We start from the raw sequence: 2,580 nt of genomic DNA on the forward strand, positions 1-2,580 counted from the left end.
CATCCAGCAAGCATTTATCACTAATTAGGAGCTATGGAAGCGGTTTTACAGAAGATCAATATTTTGGTAGAATGGATGAATAGATTTAGTATGGGAGGGACTAGGATGATTGAAATTAAAAGTAATGCTGAGACGGCACAAGAGTTAGCGGCTTCTTTAAAAAGTAGTGGAGATGCACTTTCGGGAGTTGCCTCGGCTTCAAAAGATGAACAAACCAAACTATCTGGTAATGATGCGGCCCATCAAGCCATTGATACTGCTAAAACCAAAGCAGAAGAAATTGCAGCGGCGATTGAATCAATCGGGACCAATCTTCAAACTGTTGCAAATGGATTTACAGCGGTAGATGAAGCGACTGCTGCGAGCATGCAATAGCTTGAGAGAGTAGGAAGATGAATCACGATCAACAACTATCGGAATTAAGAAGACAAGAAGACCAACTTTTCCAAAAAGAAAGAGAAATTGTAAGAGAAAAAAGAAATCTGGAAGATGAGTTGAACCGCTTTGAGGGCTATAGCTCTGATGCGCACCGTTATTTATGGGATGCATTTGAATCCTATCCTTCCTCTAGAAATTTTTTTGACCAACTTCAAGAGGAATTTCTTCATGAATCGCGAAAAATTTCAAATAGTTATTTAGAAGAGCTGGATGAATTAGCTATTCAAAAAAGAAAAGTCGAAGATGATTTAAATGATATCTATCATGAACGGAAAAAATTAATGATTGAAAAGGAGTGTGACGATGGGAATCGAAGTTTATCGAGGTAGTTTGGATAGCCAAGCTAGTAGCACAGGTACGATGATTGAGCAACAATTGAAAGCCTATGAATCACTAGAAACATCATTAACTCAAATAGAAAATTCTGCCTCGCGCTTGTCTGGCCAAGCTTACGACTCTTTTAGAAGCTTTGTGACAAGTGTTGTCCAGCCATTGAAGGAGGCCGGTGTAGCTTTAGTAGAAGCTACACAAGAAAGTGTGAAGAAGCTTCCAGCATCCTATCGTTCGGAGGTGGCTGACGAGGACTTACAGGAAGAAAAGTTGGTTTCTGATATTGAACAGTGTGATCGGATGATTGCTATCTTTCATGCAGAGATCAATGAAATTGCTGCTAGTAAATCGACTAGTGCTGGAGATTTTCAACGGTTGCAGAGATTACAAAGGATTCAAGGATTAAACGTATTAGAAAGTATTTTTAAAGCTACTAAAAATAAACTACAAGAAAAATTAAATAAACTCAGAGCGTTTAATGCATCATCGCCAAGTATCTTCTGGGAAATTGATGTCTTAGCCCAAGCTATTCAAATAGCTGTCAATCAAATTAACGTAGCGTGGAATCCAAATACTGGAATGTATTCTATTCCAAAGGATTTATCCTGGTCAGATCTCGTAAATGAAACGATTAAGAATAAAGAGTTTGAAAATGAATATTTGCCAAAGAAACCAAAGGATGTAACAGCGTTCGAATATAACAAATTTCTTACGGGATTACGTGAACAATCTGTGAACCTTAAAGAAAAAGATGGCTGGGATAAGGATGCTATCAAAGCCTATGTTAAAAGTGTTTCAAAAAGAACTACTGATGTCAAGACAGCCAGTGAGTTAAATGCAAGGAGAGATGCTTTGTATGCAGAAACCAAGGAGATTGGATCAGATATTTATACAGAGATGTATGCTGCTAGTAAACTTGATTCAAAAGCGAAAATAGAACTTGTTCTTAAGCAATTAGGTGCAGAAACGGATGGTAATCAGTTTATGCATTTGACAAGCAAAACGCATAAGATTTCAGAGAACCTAGCACCACACGGTGATTTCAACATGTATTTCAGACGTGATGTTGTAAAAGCATTTGGTGATAAACATCTTAATTACAAAAAAGATTTACTTAGGCAGCAAGTTCATTTCTTCCGCTACTATTTGGATCGCCAAGCAATTTACTATATTCGCAATCACTACGAAGGCGCAACTGATTACGAAAAGCTATTAGCATATGGTAAAGAAAATAATATTGAATTTGATTACACAACCGGCTCTAACTACCATAATCGCTTTAATCCAAAAGATGGCTTCAAACGTCCCTATAATATGAAGGTTCAAGTCCCTCAGGGCAATTCAGCTAAAGGAAAAGATTTGAACAATGCACGGATGGTGGAATTTATTGTGAATATAGACACCGGCGAGTTTGATAGCCAATGGGATGCCTATGATAAACATAAACTAGCAGATGGTAGCTATAACTCAGATCTAAGCGCATATTCTGATGATGAATTTAGGGAAATTGCCAATACGGAATCCTTCAACTATGGTCCTTCAAAAGGTCAAAATTCAGATGTTACTAAGTTTTACAAAGGTAAACATGGAATGCTTGATGTGGATGGTACTCCTGAGCCAGCCACTCGATCTGAAGCAAAAAAACAATTTCATTCAGAATCTGATCTGGGTGACGTGGATAAAGATACAGGACATGTAGGTCAATTTGCGGATATTGTAAGAAAAGGAGGACATGAAGATTATGAAGCATGGCAACGAAAAACAAAAGGAATGTCAGAAAAAGAAAAAGAGGAAGAGTATAATAAATTTAAA

Annotated in this window: 3 protein-coding genes; all 3 read left to right on the forward strand. The window is 37.4% G+C overall.

The window, feature by feature from the left end; genetic code table 11:
• Window positions 1–105 precede the first annotated feature (105 nt).
• The gene (locus tag SPADD19_RS05965; RefSeq protein WP_037616973.1) at window positions 106–375 is read left to right on the forward strand and encodes a TIGR04197 family type VII secretion effector; all 270 of its coding nucleotides are present in this window, start codon (window positions 106–108) and stop codon (window positions 373–375) included.
• Between the two features lie 17 nt (window positions 376–392).
• A complete protein-coding gene (locus SPADD19_RS05970) occupies window positions 393–767 on the forward strand; it encodes a DUF3958 family protein (protein WP_003016403.1) in 375 nt (124 codons plus the stop codon).
• Window positions 742–2,580: DUF3114 domain-containing protein (locus tag SPADD19_RS05975; RefSeq protein ID WP_061455512.1), on the forward strand; the 1,839-nt coding region annotated here is incomplete at its 3' end. The genes SPADD19_RS05970 and SPADD19_RS05975, both read left to right, overlap by 26 nt.

The organism is Streptococcus parasanguinis, assembly GCF_001578955.1.
In the GTDB taxonomy this organism is placed as follows: domain Bacteria; phylum Bacillota; class Bacilli; order Lactobacillales; family Streptococcaceae; genus Streptococcus; species Streptococcus parasanguinis_U.